The sequence below is a fragment of the Pseudomonas sp. UBA3153 genome (assembly GCF_002364635.1).
Taxonomy (GTDB): Bacteria; Pseudomonadota; Gammaproteobacteria; order Pseudomonadales; family Pseudomonadaceae; genus Pseudomonas_O; species Pseudomonas_O kuykendallii.
The window spans coordinates 1-4,640 of sequence record NZ_DEYR01000006.1; the positions used below are offsets into that span (position 1 = coordinate 1).

The window sequence follows — 4,640 nt, forward strand, 5'->3', positions numbered from 1 at the left end:
CTTGGGCTCGTTGCGCGCGGCCGGCGCCGGGCGATTGCCGCGCCCCTGGCCGCCGCGCGGGCCTTCGACCTTCTCGCCCGGCGTGTCGCCCAGGCGCATGGACAGGCCGACGCGTTTGCGCGGGATGTCCACTTCCATTACCTTGACCTTGACCACGTCGCCGGCCTTGACCACTTCACGCGGGTCCTTGACGAACTTTTCCGCCAGCGCGCTGATGTGCACCAGCCCGTCCTGGTGCACGCCGATGTCGACGAAGGCGCCGAAGTTGGTGACGTTGGTCACCACGCCCTCGAGCAGCATGCCCGGCTGCAGGTCGTTGAGGCTCTCGACGCCGTCCTGGAAGGTCGCGGTCTTGAACTCCGGGCGCGGGTCGCGGCCGGGCTTGTCCAGTTCCCGGAGGATGTCGGTGACGGTCGGCAGGCCGAAGAACTCGTCGGTGAAGGCTTTCGGGTCGAGGCGCTTGAGGAAGCTCGAATCGCCGATCAGCGAGCGGATGTCGCGGCCGGTGTCGGCGGCGATGCGCTGCACCAGCGGATAGGTTTCCGGGTGCACGGCCGAGGCGTCCAGCGGGTTGTCGCCGTTCATCACGCGGAGGAAGCCGGCAGCCAGCACGTAGGTCTTCTCGCCCAGGCGCGGGACCTTCTTCAGGTCGTCGCGGCTGGCGAAGGCGCCATGCGCGTCGCGGTGCGCGATGATGTTCTGCGCCAGCGTCGCGTTGAGCCCGGAGATCCGCGCTAGCAGGGCGGCGGAGGCGGTGTTCAGGTCGACGCCGACGGCGTTCACGCAGTCTTCCACCACCGCGTCCAGCGAGCGCGCCAGCTTGAGCTGGGAGACGTCGTGCTGGTACTGGCCGACGCCGATGGATTTCGGATCGATCTTCACCAGTTCGGCCAGCGGGTCCTGCAGGCGGCGGGCGATGGACACCGCGCCGCGCAGCGAAACGTCGAGGCCGGGGAATTCCTTGGCCGCCAGTTCCGAGGCGGAATACACCGAGGCGCCGGCCTCGCTGACCATCACCTTGGTCAGCTTGAGGCCCGGGACCTTGGCGATCAGGTCGCCAGCGAGCTTGTCGGTCTCGCGGCTGGCGGTGCCGTTGCCGATCGCGATCAGGTCGACGCCATGCTTGGCGCAGAGCCTGGCGAGCACGGCGAGGGTGCCGTCCCAGTCGTTCTTCGGCGCGTGCGGGTAGACGGTGGCGGTATCCAGGACCTTGCCGGTGGCATCGACCACGGCGACCTTGCAGCCGGTGCGCAGGCCCGGATCGAGCCCGAGGGTGGCGCGCGGACCGGCCGGGGCGGCCAGCAGCAGGTCGTGCAGGTTGCGCGCGAAGACGCTGATCGCCTCGTCCTCGGCGGCGTCGCGCAGCTCGCCGAAGAGGTCGGTCTCCAGGTGCGTGTAGAGCTTGACCTTCCAGGTCCAGCGCACCACTTCGGCCAGCCATTTGTCGGCCGCACGGCCTTGGTTGGCGATGCCGAAGCGCTCGCCGATCATCACTTCGCCCGGATGCATGCTGCCGGGCAGCTCCTCGCCGACCTTCAGCGCGGCGCTCAGCACGCCTTCGTTGCGCCCGCGGAAGATCGCCAGGGCGCGGTGCGACGGTACGCTCCGGAAGGGTTCGTCGTGTTCGAAGTAGTCGCTGAACTTGGCGCCTTCGGTTTCCTTGCCGGGCACCAGGCGCGCGGCGAGGGTGGCGTTGTCCTTGAGGAAGCCGCGCAGTTTCGCCAGCAGGTCGGCGTCCTCGGCGAAGCGTTCCATGAGGATGTACTTGGCGCCCTCGAGCACCGCCTTGACGTCGGCGAAGCCCTTCTCGGCATCGACGAAGCGCGCGGCTTCGGTTTCCGGGTCGCGGGTCGGGTCGCCGAACAGGCCATCGGCGAGTTCGCCGAGGCCGGCTTCCAGGGCGATCTGGCCCTTGGTGCGGCGCTTCTGCTTGTACGGCAGGTAGAGGTCTTCCAGGCGCGTCTTGGTCTCGGCCAGGTTGATCTCGCGGGTCAGTTCCGGCGTCAGCTTGCCCTGTTCCTTGATGCTGGCGAGGATCGCCGCGCGACGGTCGTCCAGCTCGCGCAGGTAGCGCAGGCGTTCTTCCAGATGGCGCAGCTGGGTGTCGTCCAGGCTGCCGGTGACTTCCTTGCGGTAGCGGGCGATGAAGGGCACGGTGGAGCCCTCGTCGAGCAGGGCCACGGCGGCGGCGACCTGTTGCGGGCGCACGCCCAGCTCGTTGGCGATGCGGGTACTGATGCTGTCCATGAACCACCTGAATCAGACAAGAAGAGCAGGCCGTGCCTGCGCGAAAGGCCGGCATTATAAACACGAGCGGCGTCCGCGAACGGCAGGTGGCGGACAGGCGACGACACGCCGTGGCCGGCCTGTGGCGTGCGCCAGCGCCGCCAGACAGCGAAAAATCTGCTAACAATGGCTGACGTTCCCGCGCCTCGCGACTACGCCATAATGCCGCCCGGATGGTTTTTTGGAGATTCCATGAACAGCACTGCCCCTGCCGCCGAAGGCGAAAAGATCCTCATCGTCGACGACGATCCCGGCTTGCGCCGCCTGCTCGAACGCTTCCTCACCGAGCAGGGTTACCGCGCACGCGCCGTGGAGAACGTCGAACAGATGGATCGCCTGCTCGGCCGCGAGCTGTTCCAGCTGGTGGTGCTCGACCTCATGCTGCCCGGCGAGGACGGCCTGTCCGCCTGCCGCCGGCTGCGCGAGTCGAACAACCAGGTACCGATCATCATGCTCACCGCCAAGGGCGACGAGAGTAGCCGCATCCAGGGCCTGGAGCAGGGCGCCGACGACTACCTGGCCAAGCCGTTCAACCCGCGCGAGCTGATGGCGCGGATCAAGGCCGTGCTGCGCCGCCAGGTACCGCTGGTGCCGGGCGCGCCGGGCAGCGAAGAGGAAACCGTAACCTTCGGCGACTACGAACTGTCGCTGGCGACCCGCGAGCTCAAGCGTGGCGACGAGGTGCACATGCTCACCACCGGCGAGTTCGCCGTGCTCAAGGCGCTGGTCCAGCACGCCCGCGAACCGTTGACCCGCGACAAGCTGATGAACCTCGCCCGCGGCCGCGAATGGGATGCCCTGGAGCGCTCCATCGACGTGCAGATTTCCCGCCTGCGCCGGTTGATCGAGCCGGACCCGTCGAAGCCGCGCTATATCCAGACCGTCTGGGGCGTCGGCTACGTCTTCGTGCCGGACGGCAACAAGTGATCGCCCGGCGGACGGGGCCCGCCTCGTCCGCCGCCCGGCCCTCCCGCTCGCGCGCCGAGCGACCCTTCCCGCGACCGGCGCTGCGCCGTTCTGGCTTCCCGTCATGAAAACCCCTGTCTGGTTCCCGCAAAGCTTCTTCGCCCGCACCCTCTGGCTGGTGCTCGTCGTCGTGCTGTTCTCCAAGGCGCTGACCCTGGTCTACCTGATGATGAACGAGGACATGCTGGTGGACCGGCAGTACAGCCATGGCGCGGCGCTGACCCTGCGCGCCTACTGGGCGGCGGATTCCGCCGATCGTCCGCGGATCGCCGATTCCGCCGGGCTGAAGATCGTCCCGCAGGAAATCCTCCCGCCGGGCGAGCAGCACTGGCCCTACAGCGAGGTGTTCCAGCGGCAGATGCAGGTCGAGCTGGGCGCCGACACCGAAGTGCGCGTGCGCGTGCAGAGCCCGCCGGCGTTGTGGGTGCGCGCGCCCGCGCTCGGCCCGGAATGGATCAAGGTGCCTATGTACGCCCATCCGCTGCGCGGCCAGCGCATCTGGAGCGTGCTCGGTTGGTTCCTCGGCATCGGCCTGCTGTCCACCGCCGCCGCGTGGATCTTCGTGCGCCAGCTCAACGCGCCGCTCAAGCGCCTGGTCGACGCCACCCGCCAGCTTGGCCAGGGCCGCAGCGTGCGCCTGCCGGTGGGCGACACGCCCAGCGAGATGACCGAGGTGTACCGCGCCTTCAATCAGATGGCCGAGGACGTCGAGCAGGCGGCGCGCGAGCGCGAGCTGATGCTCGCCGGCGTCTCGCATGACCTGCGCACGCCGCTGACTCGCCTGCGCCTGGCGCTGGAGCTGCTCGACAGCGACACCGAGCTGACCGAAGACATGGTCCGCGACATCGAGGATATGAACGCCATCCTCGACCAGTTCCTCGCCTTCATCCGCGACGGCCGCGACGAGCCGGTGGAGCAGCTCGACCTTGGCGAACTGGTCGCCGAAACGGTGGCGCCGTTCAACCAGAACGGCGAGCACGTGCGCCTGTGCCTGGAGCAGATTCCGCCGTTCCCGCTGCGTCGCGTGTCGATCAAGCGCCTGCTGACCAACCTCATCGAGAACGCCCTCAACCATGGGGGCAACGGCGTCGAGGTCGCGGCCTACGTGGCCGACGACTTCACCGCGCCCTACGTGGTGCTCAGCGTGCTCGATCGCGGCGAAGGCATCGACGAGGCCGAACTGGGCGAGATCTTCAACCCGTTCATCCGCGGCGACCGGGCCCGCGGCGGGCGCGGCACCGGGCTGGGCCTGGCGATCGTCAAGCGCATCGCCGCGCTGCACGGCGGCAGCGTCGAGTTGCGCAACCGGGCTGGCGGCGGCCTGGAGGCGCGGGTTCGCCTGCCCCTGGGGCTGGTTCTGCCGCGCGACGCGGTCTAAGATCGGAAGA

Annotated in this window: 3 protein-coding genes; 2 read left to right on the forward strand and 1 reads right to left on the reverse strand. The window is 68.7% G+C overall.

Translation table 11 applies throughout. From position 1 onward, the window contains the following. Positions 1-2,247: Tex family protein (locus B2X67_RS02230; protein WP_286784474.1), on the reverse strand; the 2,247-nt coding region annotated here is incomplete at its 3' end. A 231-nt stretch (positions 2,248-2,478) separates the two neighbouring features. On the opposite strand from B2X67_RS02230, the gene ompR reads away from it, so the two are divergent. Further along, positions 2,479-3,213, forward strand: a complete 735-nt coding sequence (gene ompR, locus B2X67_RS02235) for a two-component system response regulator OmpR (protein WP_090224042.1) — start codon at positions 2,479-2,481, stop codon at positions 3,211-3,213. A gap of 103 nt (positions 3,214-3,316) precedes the next feature. Then, the gene (locus B2X67_RS02240; protein WP_282342809.1) at positions 3,317-4,630 is read left to right on the forward strand and encodes an ATP-binding protein; all 1,314 of its coding nucleotides are present in this window, start codon (positions 3,317-3,319) and stop codon (positions 4,628-4,630) included. The last annotated feature ends 10 nt before the right edge of the window (positions 4,631-4,640 follow it).